Source organism: Micromonospora sp. MGP-C2 (genome assembly GCF_057766525.1).
In genome coordinates this window covers 3939773-3960769 of sequence record NZ_JBYMEN010000002.1, presented here as the reverse complement: position 1 = coordinate 3960769, position 20997 = coordinate 3939773, and the positions used below count along the sequence as shown (strand labels likewise).

Sequence of the window (20997 nt, the reverse complement as noted above, 5' to 3'; positions counted from 1 at the left end):
GTGTGATCGTCGCCGTGCCTGGGGAGGCCCTTCATGAAGCTGCCGCGTTCCATCGCGGGCTGGACCATCGCGGTCTTCGGCGTGTTGGCGCTGGTGATGGGCACGGTCGGGCTGCTCTGGCCGGAGGCGCAGTTGCGCATGCTCGGGTTCGAGGTGCCGGAGACGCGTGCCGTCGGTGACCACACCGGCACGTTCCTGCTGGCGTCCTCGATGGCGGCGTTCAACATGGGCGTCTACTACCTGCTGGCCACGGTCACCGAGTGGCGGGTGTTCTACCGGTTCACCGTCGTCTTCCGGCTGGTCACGTTCACCGTGTTCACCATCGCGGTGCTGGCCGACATCGCTCCGGGCCGGTTCTTCGGCGTGGCGGCCTGGGAGGGCCTGGGGGCGGTGGCCACCGCCGTCGGCCTGCGCCTGGACGCCCGCCGGGGCGGGCCGGCGGGCGACGTGGCGACGTCCGACGGTGCCGGGGCGACTGCGGACGCTGAGGAGGGTACCGGTCCGGCCGGTGCCGCTCCGGCGGACGCGGTGCGCTGAGCCATCGGTCGGGTTGGGTATTTTCGAGCGGTGACCGACACCCCGACCGGCGGCTTGCGAGTTCCGATCGTGCCCGGTCTGACGGATTTGCGGGTCTTTGCCCGGGGCGGCTACGCGACCGTCTACCAGGCCACCCAGATCTCGGTGGGTCGCGAGGTCGCCGTCAAGGTGGAAAACCGGACGCTGGACAGCGAGCGGGATCAGGCCCGTTTCCTGCGCGAGGCGCGGGCTGCCGGCCGGATGTCGTCACACCCGCACGTGGTGGACCTCTTCGACGTCGGGGTCACCGTCGACCAGCACCCCTACCTGATCATGGAACTCTGCGACGGCTCGTACGCCGAACGGATGCGTACGTCGCCGCTGGGCCCGGTGGAGGCCCGTGACCTCGGCATCAAGATCGCCGACGCGCTGGCCCACTCGCACGGGGCCGGAGTGCTGCACCGCGACGTCAAGCCCGCCAACATCCTCCACTCGCACTTCAACTCGGCAGTGCTGGCCGACTTCGGGCTGGCAGTGCTCGCCGAGCACCGGGACGCCTCGGTCACCCTGGAGGTGCTCACCCCGGCGTACGCGCCACCGGAGATGTTCAGCCACAGCCCGCCGTCGCCGGCCGTCGACGTGTACGCGCTCTGCGCCACCCTCTACGCGGTGATGCACGGCCGGCCGCCCCGCTGGCAGTCCGAGCGCAACCCCAGCCTGGTCACCGTGCTGGAGTTGTTCAACCAGCCGCTTCCCGCCCTGCCCGGCGTACCGGACGAGCTGATCGACGTCCTGCGCCTCGGCATGGCCAATGACCCGGCCGAGCGTCCCTCCGCCCTCGAACTGCACGACCTGCTCGCCAACCTGCCCCTCGGCTCACCGTCGACACCGGTCAGCGGTGCCCCGGTCAGCGGCGGCGTCACCCTCTCCGGCCCGTACGCGGCCAGTCAGCCGGTGCCCCGCCCGCCCATTGAGGACACTCAGCAGGTCGTGACCGGTGGCGGGCGCTGGCGGCGCTGGTTCCTCGGCGGCGCGGGAGTGCTCGCGCTCGCCGCCTCCGCCACCGCTGGGGCCTGGGTCGCCGACCGAGCGCCATCACCCACCCCGAGCCCGTCGGTCACCCAGGTCGCCGCCCCGGCCACCGGCCCGCTGCCCGGTTGTGTGACCGGCGCCGGCTCGCCGACCGCCCTGCCCGAGGGCGCCCGCTGCCTGCCCGAGCTGGAGTGCTTCGGCCCGGTACGGATCCGCGGAAGCCGCGCCGAGGCGGCGCGGCTTCCCTGCGCCGGCCGGCACACCTGGGAGACGTACGCCGAGGGGATTTTGCCGGTGGCGCTGGTCGGTGCCGACTACGACGAGGTGGTCGCCGCTGCCCCGGTGCGGCAGGTGTGCAGCGCAACGACGTTCCGGTTGACCACCGGGATCGCCGAGCCGACCGGCTGGCACCTGGAGGTGCTTCCACCGGTCGACGGCAGCATCGACCGGACGTACCGGTGCCTGGCCGGGCGGGGCGTGGACGCGCTCGCCGCGCCCACCCTCACCGGCCGCCGCTGAGTCCGTTCGACCCGCGCCGCCGGTCACGTGCCGCACGCAAGGTGGCCCGGCTGTCCAGGGCGTCGAGGGTGTCCGCGTCGATCCCGTACGGCATCAGCTCGGGCGGCCCGACGGTCGCCGACCGGTCCGCCGGCTCCGGGTCGTCGGCCTGACGGGCGGCGGAGACGGCGACCCCGGCCACCATGGTCAGCAGGACGCAGAGTAGCGCGAGGACCACGCCGACAATATCTTGTCGGCGCCAGATGACCAGCATGACCAGCGGCGCGAGGGCTCCCAGCGCCGCGAGCACCGCCACCGTCCGCGCATCGGGTCTGGGCGATCGACTCACCTGTCCAGCATGTCGTCACGGGGCCGGCTGTCAACCGCAGAACCGACCGCCGCGCCGATCGCCGTCGATCCGCCGGGCCCGCCGACAAGGCCGACGACGTCCACACTCAATGGACAAGAGCCGCTACTCTCGGTGTCCCGCAAGCTCATCCGGCAGCGAGGTCGCCCATGAACGCAGGCAGTTCGCAGTCCCGGCTCCGCTCGGTCGCGTCGACGCTGGCGGTGGCCCTCACGCTCACCCTTGCCGCCGCCGCTGGGTGCGACAGCCGGCAGGAACCGGACCTGCCCACGGTGCAGGAGAAGATGCGCGAGACGCACATCTACGGTCAGTCGAAGTTGCGCATCGGCGTCGCCACGAACGAGCCGCTGATGGGTGAGCTGCGCAACGGCCAGCACGTCGGGTTCGACGTCGAGATCGCCAAATACATAGCGGCCTCCCTCGGCTACGAGGGGGACCAGCGGCTGGAGTTCGTTCCGGTGGCCACCGAGGAGCGGATCCCCGCGTTGCAGGGCGGCACTGTCGACCTCGTGGTGTCCAGCTTCTCCATCACCGAGGAGCGTAAGAAGGTGGTGAGCTTCGCCGGGCCGTACTTCGTCACCACCCAGGAGGTGATGGTGCCGACCCGGCTGAGAGGCAAGATCAGCACCATCGAGGACCTCCGTAACCCGGACTACAAGATCTGCACCAGTGGCGGCTCCACCTCCGAGGCCGAGCTGGGAGGTCACCAGGTCAAGGCCCTGGTCGTGAAAACCGTCGGTGACTGCGTCGCCGGCATCCGGGCGGGCCGCTACGACGCGGTCAGCTCCGACGAGACGATCCTCGCCGGCTTCCTGGCCCGCCACCCGAAGGAGTTCGAGATCGTCGACATGCCGTTCGGCACCAGCGAGCTGCTGGGCATCGGCGTGCCGATCGGTGACCCCGCACTGCGCGACGTGGTCGCGTTCTTCCTGCAGAAGAGCTACCAGCAGGGGCGCGACGAGCAGGCGAGCCCGTGGCAGACCTCGTACAACCGGACGCTGGGTCCGTGGCTCAAGGCCGAGAAGCGCCAGCCGCAGCCGCTGGAGGTGCCGAAGCTGGTCGACTTCGACGACAAGGCGCCCACGAAGTGAGCGCGGCGACCACCGCCGCCGGCGGCGACGGCCCGGTCCCGCCGCCCCGCAGCTCCGTGCCGGGCGTCGCAGCCGCACCGATAATCGACGGTACGGAGTCGGTGCCGCCCGCCGGGGTGGACGGTGTCGACTGGCCAGCCGGTGTGCCCGTCGCCGAACCCGCCGAGCCGATCATCGCCGACGTCGAGCCCGGGCGGGTCCGCTGGGACCCGGCGGAGCGACGCGCTCGCGCCAGCCAGTCGTTCTGGACCGCCGTGGTGGGCGTACCGGCGATCTTCTCGGTGCTCCGCCTCGGGGTGGAGGCCGGCGGCGAACTCCAGACCACACTGCTGCTGGTGGCGAACGTCGGGCCGGTCAACCTGCTCGCCGGCTTCCTGACCACGGCAGCTCGGCTGCTCTCGACCGGCTTGGTCGCCGTCTTCGCGCTCGGCGCGGTGCTGGCCGTCAGCGCCGACCGGCTGCCACCGGGCGCCCGTCGTCGTCCGCTCTTCGCCCGCTGGGCCGACATCACCCCCGCCTGGGTGGTGCTGGCCAGCTTCCTGCTCGCCCTGATCACCTGGCCGCTGCTCTATCTCCCGCTGCTGCTGCCGGCATTCGTGGCCGCGTTCCAACTCCGTCCCGCGCGCCTGCACGAACGGGTGCTGCCACGGCTGCTGATCATCGTCGCGCTGCTGGCCGGGTACGGCTGGCTGATGCTGCCCACCCTGCGGGAAGCGGTGCAGCAGGGCGACGAGGGGCTGGTGCTGGCGCTCATCGTGGTGCCGCCGCTGCTGGCCCTGTTCATCGCCGGACCGCTGCCGGGTGTGGTGATCCGGCCGCTGGCGTCGGCGACCGAGGTGGCGGTGCTGGCCACGCTGATCTGGGCCGCGGTGCCGGTGATCAGCACGCCGGTGTTGCCGCTGACCGTCACCACCGTCGGCGAGGAGAACGGGCCGACCGAGGACGTACGCGGGCACGTGGTCACCACTGACGACGTCAACATGGTGATCCTTCAGGAGCGGGGCGGCGTCCGGTACGTGCCGGTCGATCTGGTCCGCGCGCAGGTGCTCTGCCCGAGCGAGGAGGAGCTGCCCCGCCACCAACTGCGCATTCATGACTTCCACGTCGAGGATTCACTGTTGGAGGGCATGGGTCGGCGGGTCCGCCCGGTCCACCGCATCGATGCCACCTGTCGTACCCCGGGCTGACCACCGCCACGCGTGGCTCGCGCTGATCGACTCGGTTTTCAGGAAGTCGGGGCATCACTGACGCCCGGACACCCCGGATTCAAGAAAACCGAGTCGATCATGCAGCGTGGGCACGTGCGGGAACGCGGGCTCGCGCGGCCATGGCCCGGCACGCCCGCGCAGACGCGGAGGCTCGGGTCAGTACGACTTGTCCTGTCCCAGGACGTGTTGCGCCACGAAGTTGAGGATCATCTCCCGACTGACCGGGGCGATCCGGCCGGCCCGCACCGCGCCGAGCAGGGTCGCCACCCCGTACTCGGTGGTCATGCCGGCCCCGCCGAGCACCTGGACGGCGGTGTCCACGGCGAGCGCGGCGGCCTCCCCGGCCGCGTACTTCGCCATGTTGCCAGCCACCCCGGCCTCCAGATCACGGCCGGCGTCGTACAGGGTGGCAGCCTTCTGGATCATCAGGCGGGCAAGCTCCACCTGCACCGCCGCGTGCGCCAACGGGTGCGACACCCCCTGGTGGGAGCCGATGCTCCGACCACCCCAGACCTTGCGGGTGGCGGTGTACTCGCTGGCCCGTTCGATGGCGTACCGGCCGGTGCCGGCCCCCATCGCGGCCACTGTGATCCGCTCCGGGTTGAGCCCGGCGAAGAGCGCCGGCAGCCCGGCGTCCAGCGACTCACCGAGCAGTGCGTCGGCGGGGACCCGGACGTCGTCCAGGTAGAGCAGGAACTGGTTCTCCGGAGACAGGATCTCCATGTCCAACTTGGACCGGGTCAGCCCGGCCGCGTCGGTCGGCACGAGGAACAGCGCCGGCTTGAGCTTGCCGGTGGAGGAGTCCTCGGTCCGGGCTACCACCAGGACGTGATCCGCCTCGTCGACGCCGGAGATGTAGCACTTGCGGCCGTTGAGCACCCAGCCGTCACCGTCGCGGCGGGCCACAGTGCCGAGGCGGTGGAAGTTGGAACCGGCCTCCGGCTCGGTGATCGCGAAGACGATCTTCTGGGAGCCGTCGGCGAGGCCGGGCAGGTGCCGTTTGCGCTGTTCCTCGGTGCCGTGCCGGCTCAGCACGGTGGCCGCGATCGCGGGAGAGACCACCAGCAGCAGCAACGGACAGCCAGCGGCCGCCAACTCCTCGCAGACGATCGCCAGCTCGGTGATGCCACCGCCCCCGCCGCCGTACTCGGTGGGGATGTTGACGCCGAGGTAACCGAGCCGTCCGGCGTCGGCCCAGAGCTCGGTGGTGTGTTCGCCGGACTTCGCCTTCTCGACGAAGTAGCCGTGGCCGTAACGACGGCCCAACGCCCGCACGGCGTCGCGCAACTGGTCCTGCTCGGGGGTGAGGTCGAAGGTCATCGGGGGTCCTCCTCGGGATTCGACGGCTCCAGGTCGCCGGTGGCGGGGGAGCTGTCGATGACGGCCAGCACGGCGCCCGTCTGGACCTGACCGCCGGCCGGCACCGGCAGTTCGGCGACCACACCGTCGGTCGGGGCGAGCACGGGATGTTCCAGCTTCATCGCTTCCAGCGTGAGCAGTGGTTCGCCGGCCGTGACCCGCTGACCGACCTGAACATGCACCCGGGTCACCGCGCCCGGCAGCGGCGCGAGCAGCGACCCGGCGGCCACCTCCGCCGTCGGCAGGGGGAGACGCGGCAGCTCGGCCAGGCTCGCCGCCCCGTCCGGGCCGTCCACGAAGACCGCCGACCCCACCCGGTGTACGCGGTACGCGCACCGCACCCCGTCGACGTCGAGCACCACCCGCTCCGGGGTGGCCTCGACCAGCGCCACGCTGGGCGCGACGGCCGGCTCTGGAGCTTCGGGTCCATCTGCGGAGTCGGAGGCCGCCGAGGTGCTGGACCACTCGGCGAGCCGGCCGGCCCGGTCCAGGCGGTAGCGGATCTCGATCTCGTCGCCGCCCGTCACGGCGAAGCGGGTGGTCTGGGGAACGGCGGGCACGTTTCGCCAGCCGGACGGGAGCCCGGCGAGCACCGGTGCGGTCGCCCGACGCTGGCTCGCCGCAGCCAGGGCCGCGGCGAGCGCGGCCAGTGGGAGCCGCTCGGTGGGCAGCAGCGCGGCGAACACCTCCGCGTGCCGGTCCAGGAATCCGGTGTCGATCTCCACGGCGGCGAACGCGGGGCTGCGCAGCACCCGCACCAGCAGGTCCCGGTTGGTGGTCACCCCGTGCAACTCGGCCCGGGCCAGCGCGGTGGACAACAACCGGGTCGCCTCGGCACGGTTACGCCCCCAGGCGATCAGCTTCGCCAGCATCGAGTCGTAGTGCACCCCGACCACCGAGCCGGCCACCACGCCCGAGTCGAGCCGAAGCCCCGGCCGGGTCAGCCCGCCGAACTCGGCCGCCACCGCGGGGACCGTGAACCGGTGCAGGGTGCCGGTTGCCGGCCGCCAACCCGCCCCGGCGTCCTCGGCGCAGAGGCGCACCTCGATCGCGTGCCCGGTGCTGACCGGAAGGGTCGCCGGCAGCGGCTCACCCTCGGCCACGAGCAGTTGCAACCCCACCAGATCGAGGCCGGTGCACAGCTCGGTCACCGGGTGCTCCACCTGGAGGCGCGTGTTCATCTCCAGGAAGAAGAACTCGCCGCCCGGGGCGAGCAGGAACTCCACAGTGCCCGCGCCCAGATAGTCGACAGCGCGACCGGCGGCCACCGCAGCCTCGTGCAACGCACTGCGCACCTGCTCCGGAACGACCGCCGGCGCCTCCTCGACGATCTTCTGATGCCGGCGCTGGATCGAGCACTCCCGGTCACCGAGGGCCACCACCCGGCCGTGGGCGTCGCCGAAGATCTGCACCTCGACGTGCCGGCCGCGTTCGACGTACCGCTCGATGAAGACCGTGCCGTCGCCGAACGCCGCAGCCGCCTCGCGGCGCGCGGACGCGACGGCCTCGGCCAACCCCGCGGCGTCCCGGACGATCCGCATGCCCCGCCCACCACCGCCGGCAGACGCCTTCACCAGCACCGGGAAGTCCGAGATCCCATCGGTGTCGGTCCAGCTCGGCAACATCGGCACGCCCGCCTCGGCGAGCATCGCCTTGGCCGCGAGTTTGTCGCCCATCGCCGCGATCACCTTGGCCGGCGGACCCACCCAGGTCAGCCCCGCGTCGGTCACCGCCGCCGCGAACTCGGCGTTCTCGGCGAGGAAGCCGTAACCCGGATGGACGGCGTCCGCGCCGCTGCGCCGGGCCGCGTCCAGGATCTTCTCGACCTGAAGGTACGTCTCGGTCGGCGTGGCCCCGGGCAGCCGGACCGCCTGGTCGGCCTCGCCGACGAACGGCTCGGCGGCGTCCGCGTCCGAGTGCACGGCGACCGTCTCCACGCCGAGGGCGCGACAGGTCGCGAAGACCCGACGCGCGATCTCACCGCGATTGGCAACGAGCAGTTTCCGAATCATCATCAGTTCGCCTCTCACATCCGGAAGATGCCGTAGCCGTCGGCACCCTTGACCGGGCCGTTGTGGATCGCCGAGAGGCAGAGCCCGAGGACGGTCCGTGTGTCCCGGGGATCGATCACGCCGTCGTCGTAGAGCCGGCCGGAGAGGAACAGCGCGCCCGACTGGGACTCGATCTGCTGCTCGACCATCATCCGCATCGCCGCGTCGGAGTCCTCGTCGTAGTCGCGCCCCCGTGCGGCCGCCGCCTGCCGGGCCACGATGGACAGCACCCCGGCGAGCTGCGCCGGGCCCATCACCGCCGACTTGGCGTTCGGCCAGGTGAACAGGAACCTCGGGTCGTACGCCCGGCCGCACATGCCGTAGTTGCCGGCCCCGTAGGAGGCGCCCAGGTTCACCGTCAGGTGCGGCACCGTCGAGTTGGACACCGCGTTGATCATCAAAGCGCCGTGCTTGATGATGCCGCGCTGCTCGTACTCGGTGCCGACCATGTAGCCGGTGGTGTTCTGGAGGAAGATCAGCGGGGTGTTCGAGGCGTTCGCGAGCTGGATGAACTGAGCCGCCTTCTGCGCCTCCTCGCTGAACAGCACACCGCGGGCGTTGGCCAGCACGCCCACCGGGTAGCCGTGCAGCTCGCCCCAACCGGTGACCAACGCGCCCCCGTACGCGGGCTTGAACTCGTCGAAGTCGCTGCCGTCGAGGATCCGGGCCAGCACCTCACGGGGATCGAACGGCACCTTCAGGTCGGCGCTGGCGATGCCGAGCAGCTCGTCCGGGTCGTACTTCGGCGGCTGCGGCATCGCCGTACGCGGCGACGGGCCGTGCTTGCGCCAGTTCAGCCGTCGTACGCACTGCCGGGCCAGCCGGATGCCGTCCCGCTCGTCCTCGGCCAGGTGGTCGGCGAGCCCGGACGTGCCGGCGTGCATCGCCGCACCGCCCAGCGACTCGTCGTCGGTGACCTCGCCGGTCGCCATCTTCACCAACGGCGGCCCGGCCAGGTATACCTGTGACCGGTCCCGGATCATGATCACGTGGTCGGACATCCCCGGCACGTACGCGCCACCGGCCGTGGCGTTGCCGAAGACCACGCTGACCGTGGGGATGCCCGCGGCCGAGAGTCGGGTCAGGTCACGGAACACCCGACCACCCGGGATGAAGATCTCCGCCTGGGTGGGCAGGTCCGCCCCGGCCGACTCGACCAGGTTGACCATCGGCAGCCGGTTGGCCAGCGCGATCTCACCGGCCCGCCGCGTCTTCGCGAGCGACCACGGGTTGACCGCGCCGCCGCGTACCGTCGGGTCGTTCGCGACGATGAGGCACTCCACGCCCTCGACCACGCCGATGCCGGTGACCACGCTGGCGCCCACCGGGAAGTCCGTGCCGTACGCGGCGACCGGCGACAGCTCCAGGAACGGGCTGTCGGCGTCCACCAGCAGCTCGATCCGCTCCCGGGCCAGCAGCTTGCCCCGCTTGTGGTGCCGGGCCACGTACTTCTCGCCGCCGCCCGCGCGGGCCTGGTCCAGCGCCGCGTCCAGCTCGGCGAGCCGTTCCAGCAGCGCCGCCCGGTTCGCCACGAAGCCGGGCGCGGACGGATCGACCGTGGTGTCCAGTGTGGTCACAGGCCCATCCCCTTCACGATGATCTCGTTCATGATCTCGGTGGCGCCGCCGCCGATGCCGAGGATCCGGGCGTCGCGGTAGTGCCGCTCCACCTCGGCGTCGCGCATGTAGCCGAACCCGCCGTGCAACTGCAACGCCTGGTCGACGACCTCGTCGCAGGCGGCCACCGCCACGTTCTTGGCCATCGCCACCTCGGTCACCACCGGCTCACCGGCCGCCACCCGAACGGCGACCTCGTGCACGTACGCCCGGGCGGCCTCGGCGCGGGTGTGCATCTCGGCCAGCCGGTGCCGGACCACCTGCCGGCTGGCCAGCGGACGCCCGAAGGTCTCCCGGTCCCGGCACCAGCGCACCGCCAACTCGACGCAGCGCTGCGCGGTGGCGTACGCCTGGGTGGCCAGCGAGAGCCGTTCCGCGGCGAAGTTCTGCATGATCGCCAGGAAGCCGGTGTCCTCCGCGCCGATCCGGTTGGCCACCGGCACCCGCACGTCGACGAACGACAGCTCGGCGGTGTCCGAGCAGTGCCAGCCCAGCTTCTCCAGCCGGCGCCCGACCGTGAACCCGGGCAGCCCCTTGTCGATGACCAGCAGGGTGAGCTCGCCGCTGCCGGGGAAGTCGGTGCAGACCGCCGTGGTCACGAAGTCCGCCCGGTGGCCGCTGGTGATGTACGTCTTCGACCCGTTCACCACGTAGTGGTCGCCGTCGCGGCGGGCGGTGGTGCGAATGCCGGCCACGTCCGAACCGCCGTCCGGCTCGGTGATCGCCAACGCCCCGATCATCGTGCCGGCCAGGGTCGGCCGGACGTACCGCTGGACCAGGTCGTCGTCGCCGGGCGCCGAGGTGCCACCGAGCCGGCCGCCCAGCGAGCCGCCGATGCTCACACCGGCGGCTGCGACCATGTGCGGCAGGGCGATGCCGTGCGTGAACAGGGCCGCGATCAGGCCGGACGAGCCGCCGGAGCGGATCACCTCCTCGGTCACGATGATCGAGTCGAGCAGGTCACCGCCGCTGCCGCCGACCGATTCGGGGAAGCCGACGCCGAGCAGGCCCAGCTTCGCGGCGGTGGCGTGCAGGGCTCTCGGCACCTCGCCGGCCCGTTCCCAGTCGTCCAGGTGCGGCAGCACCTCGCGGGTCACGAAGGCGCGGGTCAGCTCCCGCAGCTGCCGCCGTTCCGGAGTGTCCACGATGCTCATCGCGCCGCCCCCGTCGGCGCGTCGGCGGGCAGGTCGACGATCCGGGCGCGCAGCAGCTCACCGAGCGCCTTCGCCTGCGGGTCGAACCGGGTGGACGCGGCCACCCCCGCACCGAGCAGGCCCTCGATCACGAAGTTGACCGCGCGCAGGTTCGGCAGGTCATAGCGCCGCACCGACAGCGGCGCGGTCTCCGGCAGCAGCTCGGCCAGCCGCGCGACTGTCAACCAGCCGCGCAGCCACGCGTACGCCTCGTCGTTGCGCGCCCAGACGCCGAGGTTGGCGTCCCCGCCCTTGTCCCCGGACCGCGCGCCGACCAGCTCGCCGAGCGGGCCGCGCCGGGTCGGACCGTCGTGGGTCGCGTCGCCCTCCGGAGCCGTCTCGGCCGCCGAGATGGGCGCGGTGCGGGTCGGCGGGGCGATCGGGACCCGTGCGCCGCCGGGCAGCACCGCCACGTGTGGCACCGCGTCCTGCGGCACCACGTCGGCGGTGAAGACGCCGTACGGTGTCGCATCGCCCGGCAGGGTGGTCAACGTGCAGCCCGGGTACGAGGCCAGGGCCAACTCCACGGCGGCGGCTGAGAAGGCCCGGCCGGCCCGCGCCTTGTCGCCGTCGCGCAGGTGGACGTGCAGCAGGGCGCTGGCCGCCTCGGTGTCGGCGGCGTCCGGGTGGTCGGTCCGGGCCAGCACGAACTCCAGGCCGTCCTTGCCGACCGACTCCTCGACCTGCCCGCGGACCAGCGCCGCCTTCGCCTCGATGTCCAGTCCGCAGAGGACGAACGTCATCGAGTTGCGGAAGCCGCCGAGGTTGTTGACGCCCACCTTCAGCGTGGGCGGCGGCGGGGTGCCCCGGACGCCGGAGACGCGGACCCGGTCCGGCCCGGCGGGGCGCAACGTCGCCGTGTCCAGTCGGGCGACCACGTCCGGTCCCAGGTACGCCGGCCCACCGACCTCGTAGAGCAGTTGTGCGGTGACCGTCTCCACGGTGACCGCGCCACCGGTGCCCGGATGCTTGGTGAGCACCGTCGAGCCGTCGGCGGACACCTCGGCGATCGGGAAGCCGGGCCGGTGCCCGCCGTCGGGCAGCTCGGTGAAGAAGCTGAAGTTGCCACCGGTGACCTGCGCGCCGCACTCGATGAGATGCCCAGCGACCGTCGCCCCGGCCAGTTGGTCGAGGTCGTCGCGGCCCCACCCGTACCGGGCGATGGCCGGGCCGACCACCAGCGACGCGTCGGTGACCCGGCCGGTGACCACCACGTCCGCGCCGCCGTCCAGGCAGGCGGCGATGCCGAACGCTCCGAGGTAGGCGTTCGCGCTCAGGGCGTCGGGGCGTTGGATCGTGTCGCCCTCGACGTACCCCACCTTGGCGGGCAGGCCCAACCGGGTGGCCAGGGTGTCGATGGCTGCGGCCAGGCCGGCCGGGTTCAACCCGCCGGCGTTGGTCACGATCCGCACCCCACGGTCGAGGGCGGTGCCGAGACAGGTCTCCAGTTGACGAAGGAATGTCTTCGCGTAGCCCAGGTCGGGGTCGCGCAACCGGTCCCGGGCGAGGATCAGCATGGTCAACTCGGCCAGGTAGTCGCCGGTCAACACGTCCAGCTCGCCGCCGTCGAGCATCTCCTGCCAGGCGGTGAACCGGTCACCGTAGAAGCCGGAGGCGTTGCCGATCCGGATCACGCGCGTGCTCCGTCCGCGCTGGCCGGCTCGCGGCCGACACCCGGCGGGCCGGCGAACGCCTGCGCCACGTCGAGCCATTCGTCGGCGACCGGGCCGGTGGCGACCAGGGCGAGGTCCGCGCGGTGGCGGCGCTGGGTGACCAGCAGGCAGAAGTCCCGTGCCGGGCCGCTCAGCCGGTCGGCGGCGTCCGCCGGACCCCAGCTCCACGTGTCGCCGCCGGGCCCGAGCAGCTCGACCCGGACCGGCGACGTCGGTGTCGCCCGGCCGTGGGCGGCGAAGCCGTGCCCGAGGGTACGCACACCGAGGTGCGCGACGTGCCGGAGCCGGTCAGTGGCGGGACGGACGACGCCGAGCGCGTCGGCCACGTCCTCACCGTGTGCCCAGGTCTCCATGATCCGGGCCGTCGCCATCGAGGTGGCAGACATCCGGGTGCCGTACCAGGGCAGCTTCTCGCCGGCCGGAACGGCGGCCAGCGCGTCGGCGAGAGCCGTCCGGCCGGCCCGCCAGCGTTCGAGCAGCTCCACCGGCGGGGCGAGGAACTCCTCGGCGCCCGCGTCGACCAGCCGGGTCGCGTCCGGGGCGGTGGTCACCGTCGCGTAGAACGCCTCGGGATCGGTGGCGGCGAGCAACGCCACATGGTCGGTCCAGGCGAGGTGGGCGATCTGGTGCCCGATGCTCCAGCCCTGCGCAGGGGTTGGCCGGGCCCAGTCGGTGGCCGGCAGCGGAGCCACCAGGGCATCGAGCTGGGCGGACTCGGCGGCCAGATCCGCGAGCAGGTCGGTGAGGTCGACCATGGTGCCTCCGGTCGGTGGTGGCCGGTGCGGCCGGCGGTCAGGGCGTGAGCAGGGTGGCGAGCTGGCGTTTCCAGGTGGTCAACAGGGCGGTACGACGGGCCGAGTCATCACTGAGCAGGTTGGCCACCCCGAGCCCGCGCAGCAGGTCGAGGGTGGCCTGCACCGCCTCGCGGACGCCGGGTCGACGCTCGTCGACGCCCAGCAGGGCAACGGTGAGCCGGTGCATCTCCCGGCCGACCATCGCCTCCAACGGCACCAGGGCGTCGCGAAGTTCCCGATCGGTGCGGGCGGCGACCCAGAGCTCGAGAGCGGCCACGAACAGCGGCCCGGTGAACGCCACGCCAAGCAGGTCGATGACCCGGTCCAGCCGCTGCGGCCCGGCCGGCAGGGCTTCGGCTTCGCTGCGCAACTCGGCGGCCCGTCGCTCGGCGAGATGGGCCACGGCGGCCGTGACCAGGGCGGCCTTCGTCGGGTAGTGGTGCAGCTGAGCCCCGCGTGAGACACCGGCGCGCGCGGCGACGACGGTGGTCGTGGTGCCGGACCAGCCGTGCTCGATCAGGCAGTCGACGGTCGCCTCCAGCAGCCGGGCCTGAGTGGCGCGGCTGCGTTCCTGCTGAGGGACGCGGGTTGATGCGGGGGACACGGGAACAGCCTGCGGCCTGAGAAACAAACAGTCAAGACTGACTTTTTCTGTGTCGCTCGGCGCGGGTGGAGTGGGACGGGACCTTGTGGCACAGCTCCTGTAGAGCTGCCCCATGGATGGGGCAGGTGCCGACGTCACCGGGGGAGGCGACCTTGCCTTCAGGTGAAGAAGTCCCCTCGCCCATCCAGCCGTACCCAGGGCCCCGTCGGCCATCGTGACCGGCCTGCCGTGGTTTCGGGGTGTCGGCTGCCGAAGGTCGGGAAGGGGCGGAGTGGTGGCCGCCATCTGGGTTGGCCGTCGAGCTGCCGACTGATTGTCTTGTATGGATCTGATTCGTTGGTGGCCTGCTGAACCTTGTCGGCCAGGCGCCGCATCGAGCCGTGCCCACTGCCGTGTCGACTCTCCATGAGTTCGCGGAGCGCATTGGCCGTCTCGGCTGAGTCGCGTCGCCCCAGATCCGGGGCAGCTCTACAGGCAGCGAGGACCATTCCCTACGCCCGACCCGTGGCTGGGTCCGGACTGTGGACCGAGGGCATCTCCCCTGGGCGAGGCCGACCGGGTCAGCGGCCGTCGCGTGGGCCGAAGACGGCCAGCGTGTCGGCGTCGCTGTGCTGGGAGCGCAGGTACTCGTCGGCCCACGCGGCGGCATCCGGGAAGGTCGACTCCGCCGCCACCCGGGCCACCTGGTCGTCGCGGAGCTGCCCGGCGGCCCAGTTCGACACCTCAAGCGATGCCGGCTTGCCGGCCCTCGCCTCGACCGGCTGCGGGCCGGCCGCGATGTCGCCGGTCACCACGATCAGGTCGGCGGCGGTGACGCCGGGTAGACGAAACGTCCCCGCCGTCCGTCGGTGACGGAAGGCGGGGACGGGACGTACCGCTCAGACGCGGGCGCGACGGGCCAGGCGCTCCGGGTCCAGGATGATGATGCTCTTGCCGTCCAGACGCAGCCAGCCGCGCGAGGCGAAGTCGGCGAGCGCCTTGTTGACCGTCTCCCGCGAGGCGCCGACGAGCTGGGCGATCTCCTCCTGGGTGAGGTCGTGGGTCACCCGCAGGACACCGCCGTCGCGGGTGCCGAACCGCCCAGCCATCTGGAGCAGGTTCTTGGCGACCCGGCCCGGCACGTCCGTGAAGATCAGGTCGGCGAGCGAGTCGTTGGTCCGACGCAGCCGCCGGGCGAGCACCCGCAGCAACTGCTCGGCGATCTCCGGGCGGTTGTTCAGCCACGGCCGCAGCGCCTGCTTGCGCAGTCGCACCAGCCGGGTGTCGGTCACCGCGGTGGCGGTCGCCGTACGCGGGCCAGGGTCGAAGAGCGACAGCTCACCGACCATGTCCGACGGCCCCATCACCGCGATCAGGTTCTGTCGGCCGTCCGCTGCGCGGCGACCAACCTTGATCTTCCCGGACAGCAGGATATAGAGGCTGTCACCGGGCTCGCCCTCATTGAAGACGATCTCGCCCTTGCGGACCTCGATCGTCTCCATCTCCTTGGCAAGCGCCTCGGCAGCTTCCGGGTCAACACCCTGGAAGATCCCGCTGCGGGCCAGTACCTCGTCCATCGCGCACCTCCGCTTACGCGTGCCGTCCGTCGGCCGGGTCCGCCGTCCGCTGATCCCCTCGCGCGCCGCCAAGTCTAGGCGCACGTGAGCACGAATCGGAGGTCGCCCCTGGAATCTTGATCGGTGGGCGTAACCTGCCCGACGTGCTGAGCGAGCCGACCCTGACCAGCCGCGCCGAGGATGGGCTTCACATTCCGCTGCTCGTCTGGCGCGCGGAAGTGCCCCTACGAGCTGTCAGCAGCGGCCCACTGGGCGGTGGCATCGGCATCCGGCACTGGGTGCTGAACGCGACCGTACCGATGTCGTACGACCGGGGTGACCCCGCCGCGCACCTGACGGCCCTCGCCGCCGACCTGGCCCTCGACGGGCCCGGGGTGGGTCTGCTGACCGGGGTGGACGTGGGCGAGGTGGTGGCGCGCACCGACACCGGCGTGCGGGCCTGGGCGACGGTCGGGCTCGGCACGCCGGTGCTCGCGGCCGCGCCAGCTCCGGCCGGGCTCGTGCAGCGGGTCGGCACGGTCAACATCGTGGTGTACGTGCCGGCGCGGCTCGCCGACTCGGCACTGGTCAACGCGGTGGCCACCGCGACCGAGGCGAAGACCCAGGCGATCAGCGAGCTGGGACTGCCGGGGACCGGCACCCCGACCGACGCGGTCACCGTCCTCTGCCCGGTCGACGGGCCCGAGGCCGCGTACGGGGGACCGCGCTCCAGTTGGGGCGCCCCGCTGGCTCGCGCGGTGCACGCGGCGGTGCTCGCCGGGGGTTCCCGGGCGGTCGTGCCCTGGTCGGACCAGCTGACCAGCTGAAGATTCGACCGATCGGCTGTCGTCGGCGCGTTTGCCGACCGGTAGGGTCGCGGGCGATGTATGCTCCCGCCCCCCTTGCGTCCCGCCCGCGTCGCCGCGTCGCCCTCGGCCTCGCCGCGCTGCTGGCCGCCCTGCTCGCCGCCGGCTGCTCCGATGCGGGCGGCGAGGCCCCCGTGTGGCAGCCCGGCGCCGGTGGTGGTGGCACGGGCGCTCCGGTGGCCACGGCCGGCCCGGATGCCAGCGGGGGCGCGACCGCCGGCGCGGGTGGCGCGATCTCGCTCTCCGCCACCGGCGACATCATCATGGGCAACGCGCCGAGCCGGCTGCCCCCATCCGGCGGCAAGGGCTTCTTCACCTCGGTCACCGAGGCGCTCAAGGCCGACCTGGTGATGGGCAACCTGGAGGAGCCGTTGACGGTGGACACCGGCACCGGCAAGTGCGGGGCCAACTCCACCCGTTGCTTCCAGTTCCGGGCCCCACCGGAATACGCCGCACACCTGCGTGACGCGGGTTTCGACGTGCTCAACCAGGCCAACAACCACGGCTACGACTACGGGCCGAAGGGCTACGAGAACACCCAGAAGGCGCTGGAGAAGTACGACCTCAAGCACACCGGTGCCCCGGACCAGATCACCGTGGTCGACGTCAAGGGCGTCAAGGTCGCCGTGGCCGGCTTCTCGTCGTACGTCTGGTCCAACAGTCTGGTCGACATCGCCAAGGCGAAGACGGTGGTCGCCAAGGCCGCCACCATGGCCGACCTGGTCGTGGTGCAGGTGCACATGGGTGGCGAGGGCGCGGAGAAGACCCGGGTGAAGCCGGGCACCGAGATGTTCCTGGGCGAGAACCGGGGCGACCCGGTCAAGTTCTCCCACGCCATGATCGACGCTGGCGCCGACCTGATCGTCGGGCACGGGCCGCACGTGCTGCGCGGCATGGAGTTCTACCAGGGGCGGCTGATCGCGTACAGCCTGGGCAACTTCGCAGGCGGCGGCAACTCGCTGAACAACGACGGCCGCCTCGGCTGGGGCGGGGTGCTGAAGGTGTCGCTCAAGCCGGACGGCACCTGGGCCGGCGGCTCGTTCACCTCGACGTACATGAACGACGCCGGCAAGCCGACGATGGACCCGAACGACCGGGGTCTGGGCCTGGTCACCGAGCTGAGCCGCACCGACTTCCCCAAGGGCGGCGCCCGGCTCGACGGGCAGGGCAAGATCTCGCCGCCGGCCGGCGGTTGACCCGCCAGGAACGTCCGGGGCGCGACGTAGGCTGACCGTCGTGACCGACAGTCCTCCCGGCGCCAGCGAGACCGACCTCGGGCGCACCCGCCGTGCCCGCAAGATCGGTCGAGTGCTGACCGAAACGCACCCCGACGCGCATTGTGAGCTGGACCACTCCAACGCCCTGGAGTTGGCCGTCGCCACCATCCTCTCCGCGCAGTGCACGGACAAGAAGGTCAACGAGGTCACCCCCAAGCTCTTCGCCCGCTACCCGAGCGCCGCCGCGTACGCCGGGGCCGACCGGGCCGAGATGGAGGAGCTGATCCGGCCCACCGGGTTCTACCGCAACAAGACCGACTCGCTGCTCAAGCTCGGCCAGGCGCTCCTCGACCGGTACGACGGCCAGGTCCCGGGTCGGCTCGTCGACTTGGTGACCCTGCCCGGCATCGGCCGCAAGACCGCCAACGTGATCCTCGGCAACGCGTTTGACGTCCCGGGCATCACCGTCGACACACACTTCCAGCGGCTGGTCCACCGGTGGCGGCTGACCACCGAGACCGACCCGGTCAAGATCGAGCATGCGGTCGGCGCTCTCTACCCGAAGCGCGACTGGACGATGCTGTCGCACCGGATCATCTTCCACGGGCGACGGGTCTGCCACGCCCGCAAGCCCGCCTGCGGGGCGTGCACACTCGCGAAGCTCTGCCCCTCGTACGGCATCGGGCCGACCGATCCGGCAGCCGCCGCGAAGCTTCTCAAGGGCCCTCGGGCGCGTGATCTGGCGGTGGCGGCCGGGGTCGACCCGGAGCTGGTGCCCGCACAGGCGATCGCCGCGGAGGTGCCGTGAACCGCCGGCTCACCCTGCTCGTCCTGCCGCTGCTGCTGGTCGTCGCCGGCTGCACCGCAGGAAAGGCCGACGACGACCCGGCCCCCCGGCCGCCGGCCGCCGCTGAGCGGCCGTCGCCGTTCCGGGACTGTTCGAAGCTCGGCACCGCGCCGACGTCGACCGCGACGACGGCCCCCACCACGACCGGCACGACGGCCGCCGCCGGGCAGGCGCTGCCGGAGCTGACGCTGTCCTGCTTCACCGGCGGCGCTCCCGTCGCCCTGCGGGACGTGGCCGGGCCGGCCGTGATCAACGTCTGGGCGTCCTGGTGCGGGCCGTGCCGCAAGGAACTGCCCGCCTTCCAACGGCTGAGCGAACGGACCGCCGGCCAACTCCAGGTGGTCGGGGTGAACACCCGCGACAGCCGGGGCGGCGCCCAGTCCATCGGCGAGGACTTCGGCGTACGCTTCCCGATCCTGGTCGACCAGGGCGACGCGCTGCAACGGGAGTTGAAGCGCAACGCCTTCCCGCTCACCCTCTTCGTCGACGCGCAGGGCCAGATCCGGCACATCGACGCCACCGGCGCGCTCGACGATGCCCAGCTCGCCAAGCTGGTCCGCCAGCACCTCGGCCTGGCGGTGCCGGCGTGACCCGTCGACCACCCGAGTGGATCGAGCCCCTGCTGACCCGGCTCGGCACCGCCCGCGCCGAGGACTTCACCCGGCTGACCACCCCGGCCGAGGGCGGTCGGGAGAGCGCCGTGCTGGTGCTGCTCGGTGAGCAACCCGGTGCCGGCCCCGACGTGCTGGTGCTGCAACGCGCCGCCACCCTGCGCAACCACGCCGGCCAGCCGGCCTTCCCCGGTGGCGCGGCCGACCCGGAGGACGCCGACGTCCGCGCCACCGCCCTGCGCGAGGCGAACGAGGAGGTCGGTCTCGACCCGACCAGCGTGACCGTGCTGGCCGAGCTGCCGAAACTGTGGATCCCGGTCAGCGACTTCGTGGTCACCCCGGTGCTGGCCTGGTGGCACGACCCGCACCCGGTGCACCCCCGGGAGCCGGCCGAGGTGGCGCACGTCGCCCGGTTGCCGGTCAGCGAGCTGGTCGACCCGGCCAACCGACTGCGGGTCCGCCACCCGAGCGGCTGGATCGGGCCGGCGTTCTCGGCGCGCGGGATGCTCGTCTGGGGCTTCACCGCCGGGGTGCTGGCCACCCTCCTGGAGATGGGGGGCTGGGCGCGTCCGTGGCCGCACGGCCGGGTGGTCGAGCTCCCGCCGAGCGGGGCGACGCCGGCGCCCTCGGCGGGCACCGACAACGCGGACGAGACAGCCCTGCGCTGATCGCACGGTCACCTTCGGCAAGCGATGGTCATCCGGGAGGCGCACTGCCCGTACGCTTGACCCGTGTCCGTCGTGGATCTCGTCCTCCTGCTGCTCATGCTCGTGTTCGCGATCAGCGGATACCGCCAGGGTTTCGTCATCGGCATCACGTCGCTGTCCGGCTTCTTCCTGGGTCTGCTGCTGGGCCTCCAGCTCGGGCCGCTGTTCGCCAGACAGTTCGTGGATGCCGGCACCCGCGTGCTGATCTCGCTCGTCGCGATCTTCGGGTTGGCCGTGGTCGGGCAGGCGCTGGCCGGCTGGCTCGGCTCGCACCTGCGTAAGACCATCACCAGCGACGTGGGCAAACGGGTCGACGACGTGGGTGGGGCGTTCGTCTCACTGCTCGCGGTGCTGCTGCTCGCCTGGCTGGTCGCGGTGCCGCTCGGCTCGTCCTCGGTGCCCTGGCTCGCGGCCGCGGTGCGCAACAGCGCGTTGATCTCGGTGGTCAACCGGGTCGTGCCGGAGCAGGCCCACCAGTTGTCGACCGCGTTGGAGGACACCGTCGACACCGACGGGTTCCCGGACGTCTTCGGTGACCTCACGCCCACCCGGGCCCGGCAGGTCGACCCACCGGACCCGGCCCTGGCCGGCTCGCAGGTCGTCGTCAACGGCCAGAAGTCGGTCGTCAAGGTGCTCGGCTCGGCGCCCAGCTGCTCGCGCCGCATCGAGGGCTCCGGTTTCGTGTACGCCGACGACCGGGTGATGACCAACGCGCACGTCGTCGCCGGCACCCGCTCGGTCGCTGTGGAGCTGGGCGGCGAGCGGTACGACGGCAAGGTGGTGGTCTACGACCCGGACCGGGACCTGGCCGTGCTGCTCGTGCCCGGGCTGCCCGGCCCGTCCCTGCGGTTCGCCGCCGGCAACGCGGGCAGCGGTTCCGACGCCATCGTGCTGGGCTTCCCGCTCGACGGCCCCTACAACGCGCAGTCGGCGCGGGTCCGCGACGTCGACCGGATCAAAGGCCCGGACATCTACTCGTCCGGCGACGTCACCCGGGAGATCTACACAATCCGAGCGCTGGTTCGCAGCGGTAACTCCGGCGGCCCGCTGCTCTCCGCCAACGGCCTGGTGCTCGGCGTGATCTTCGCGGCGGCGGCCGACGACCCGAACACCGGCTTCGCGGTGACCGCCGCGGAGGCCCGCCCGGTGGCGTTGGCCGGTGCCGAACGCAACCGGCAGGTCGCCACCGGCGAGTGCACCTGAGAGTCCGCG

At 72.2% G+C, this 20997-nt stretch carries 20 protein-coding genes; 10 read left to right on the top strand and 10 right to left on the bottom strand.

Annotated features, from left to right (window positions below; genetic code table 11):
- Positions 1–33: 33 nt before the first annotated feature.
- Positions 34–537, top strand: a complete 504-nt coding sequence (locus AC3CF1_RS18100; protein WP_354981843.1) for a hypothetical protein — start codon at positions 34–36, stop codon at positions 535–537.
- 30 nt (positions 538–567) lie between these two features.
- Positions 568–2067: a serine/threonine-protein kinase gene (locus AC3CF1_RS18095; protein ID WP_354981842.1), complete on the top strand. Its 1500-nt coding sequence runs from the start codon at positions 568–570 to the stop codon at positions 2065–2067.
- Here AC3CF1_RS18095 and AC3CF1_RS18090 read toward each other — a convergent pair.
- The gene (locus tag AC3CF1_RS18090) at positions 2051–2395 is read right to left on the bottom strand and encodes a hypothetical protein (RefSeq protein WP_354981841.1); all 345 of its coding nucleotides are present in this window, start codon (positions 2393–2395) and stop codon (positions 2051–2053) included. The two genes, AC3CF1_RS18095 and AC3CF1_RS18090, sit on opposite strands and share 17 nt — an antisense overlap.
- A 167-nt stretch (positions 2396–2562) precedes the next feature.
- Between AC3CF1_RS18090 and AC3CF1_RS18085 the strand changes: the two genes are divergently transcribed.
- Positions 2563–3504: a transporter substrate-binding domain-containing protein gene (locus tag AC3CF1_RS18085; protein ID WP_355163286.1), complete on the top strand. Its 942-nt coding sequence runs from the start codon at positions 2563–2565 to the stop codon at positions 3502–3504.
- Positions 3501–4691, top strand: coding sequence for a hypothetical protein (locus AC3CF1_RS18080; protein ID WP_354981839.1), 1191 nt, complete (start codon positions 3501–3503; stop codon positions 4689–4691). Before AC3CF1_RS18085 ends, AC3CF1_RS18080 begins: the two co-directional genes overlap by 4 nt.
- Before the next feature lie 177 nt (positions 4692–4868).
- On the opposite strand, the gene AC3CF1_RS18075 is transcribed toward AC3CF1_RS18080, so the two are convergent.
- From AC3CF1_RS18075 to AC3CF1_RS18035, 9 genes are all read right to left on the bottom strand, one after another.
- The gene (locus AC3CF1_RS18075; protein ID WP_099849164.1) at positions 4869–6032 is read right to left on the bottom strand and encodes an acyl-CoA dehydrogenase family protein; all 1164 of its coding nucleotides are present in this window, start codon (positions 6030–6032) and stop codon (positions 4869–4871) included.
- The gene (locus AC3CF1_RS18070; protein WP_488452099.1) at positions 6029–8083 is read right to left on the bottom strand and encodes an acetyl/propionyl/methylcrotonyl-CoA carboxylase subunit alpha; all 2055 of its coding nucleotides are present in this window, start codon (positions 8081–8083) and stop codon (positions 6029–6031) included. The genes AC3CF1_RS18075 and AC3CF1_RS18070 overlap by 4 nt, the downstream gene beginning before the upstream one ends.
- A 14-nt stretch (positions 8084–8097) precedes the next feature.
- Entirely contained in the window at positions 8098–9699 is a 1602-nt protein-coding gene (locus AC3CF1_RS18065) for an acyl-CoA carboxylase subunit beta (RefSeq protein ID WP_210791347.1), read from the bottom strand.
- On the bottom strand, positions 9696–10892 hold the full coding sequence (locus AC3CF1_RS18060; protein WP_088950563.1) for an acyl-CoA dehydrogenase family protein: 1197 nt from the start codon (positions 10890–10892) through the stop codon (positions 9696–9698). The genes AC3CF1_RS18065 and AC3CF1_RS18060 overlap by 4 nt, the downstream gene beginning before the upstream one ends.
- On the bottom strand, positions 10889–12505 hold the full coding sequence (locus AC3CF1_RS18055; RefSeq protein WP_488452098.1) for an acyclic terpene utilization AtuA family protein: 1617 nt from the start codon (positions 12503–12505) through the stop codon (positions 10889–10891). Before AC3CF1_RS18055 ends, AC3CF1_RS18060 begins: the two co-directional genes overlap by 4 nt.
- 56 nt (positions 12506–12561) lie before the next feature.
- The gene (locus AC3CF1_RS18050; RefSeq protein WP_099849157.1) at positions 12562–13359 is read right to left on the bottom strand and encodes a TIGR03084 family metal-binding protein; all 798 of its coding nucleotides are present in this window, start codon (positions 13357–13359) and stop codon (positions 12562–12564) included.
- A 37-nt stretch (positions 13360–13396) separates the two neighbouring features.
- Positions 13397–14002, bottom strand: coding sequence for a TetR/AcrR family transcriptional regulator (locus AC3CF1_RS18045; protein WP_088950560.1), 606 nt, complete (start codon positions 14000–14002; stop codon positions 13397–13399).
- Between the two features lie 560 nt (positions 14003–14562).
- Positions 14563–14793, bottom strand: coding sequence for a hypothetical protein (locus AC3CF1_RS18040; RefSeq protein WP_488450892.1), 231 nt, complete (start codon positions 14791–14793; stop codon positions 14563–14565).
- Between the two features lie 87 nt (positions 14794–14880).
- The gene (locus AC3CF1_RS18035) at positions 14881–15558 is read right to left on the bottom strand and encodes a Crp/Fnr family transcriptional regulator (protein ID WP_007466162.1); all 678 of its coding nucleotides are present in this window, start codon (positions 15556–15558) and stop codon (positions 14881–14883) included.
- Between the two features lie 143 nt (positions 15559–15701).
- On the opposite strand from AC3CF1_RS18035, the gene AC3CF1_RS18030 reads away from it, so the two are divergent.
- The 6 genes from AC3CF1_RS18030 (at position 15702) to AC3CF1_RS18005 (ending at position 20988) form a co-directional block, all read left to right on the top strand.
- On the top strand, positions 15702–16364 hold the full coding sequence (locus tag AC3CF1_RS18030) for an adenosylcobinamide amidohydrolase (protein WP_328381156.1): 663 nt from the start codon (positions 15702–15704) through the stop codon (positions 16362–16364).
- Positions 16365–16420: 56 nt separating this feature from the next.
- Positions 16421–17599, top strand: coding sequence for a CapA family protein (locus AC3CF1_RS18025; RefSeq protein WP_354981836.1), 1179 nt, complete (start codon positions 16421–16423; stop codon positions 17597–17599).
- 40 nt (positions 17600–17639) lie between these two features.
- Entirely contained in the window at positions 17640–18428 is a 789-nt protein-coding gene (gene nth / locus AC3CF1_RS18020; protein ID WP_355163484.1) for an endonuclease III, read from the top strand.
- Positions 18425–19057 carry a TlpA family protein disulfide reductase gene (locus AC3CF1_RS18015; protein WP_488450891.1) on the top strand — a complete coding sequence of 211 codons (633 nt, stop codon included), beginning with the start codon at positions 18425–18427 and terminating at the stop codon, positions 19055–19057. Before nth ends, AC3CF1_RS18015 begins: the two co-directional genes overlap by 4 nt.
- Positions 19054–19746: an NUDIX hydrolase gene (locus AC3CF1_RS18010; RefSeq protein ID WP_354976364.1), complete on the top strand. Its 693-nt coding sequence runs from the start codon at positions 19054–19056 to the stop codon at positions 19744–19746. The genes AC3CF1_RS18015 and AC3CF1_RS18010 overlap by 4 nt, the downstream gene beginning before the upstream one ends.
- Positions 19747–19809: 63 nt before the next feature.
- Positions 19810–20988 carry a MarP family serine protease gene (locus tag AC3CF1_RS18005; protein WP_099849154.1) on the top strand — a complete coding sequence of 393 codons (1179 nt, stop codon included), beginning with the start codon at positions 19810–19812 and terminating at the stop codon, positions 20986–20988.
- Positions 20989–20997: the final 9 nt, after the last annotated feature.